Below are 271 nucleotides of genomic sequence, written 5' to 3' on the forward strand. Positions count from 1 at the left end.
CGTATGTCCATTCAGTAAAATATAGCGTAACACCACACTGCGCTGCTCAGTTGTATTATACCCTGCATTCAAGAGTTCCACCAATTGGAGGACCCATTCCTGCATATCCCGACAGCGAATATGTTTTTGCACCAGTTCCATCAGGGCAACCCCTTTATGCGTCAGGATCTCTTCATCGCTGAGCACGCTGACGTCCACCAACGGAAACGCCTGGCGGTATAAGCGAGCAGCCTGTTCGGGGAGCGTAAAACAATCCAGCCACCGGTTTGAG

General features: G+C 50.9%; 1 protein-coding gene. It reads right to left on the minus strand.

The window, feature by feature from the left end; genetic code table 11:
- Nucleotides 1-271 (minus strand): Rpn family recombination-promoting nuclease/putative transposase (locus tag ACGF49_RS25205; protein ID WP_387493530.1); only part of this gene is annotated, 271 nt, incomplete at both ends.

Source organism: Photorhabdus sp. RM96S, from assembly GCF_042879335.1.
Taxonomy (GTDB): domain Bacteria; phylum Pseudomonadota; class Gammaproteobacteria; order Enterobacterales; family Enterobacteriaceae; genus Photorhabdus; species Photorhabdus kayaii.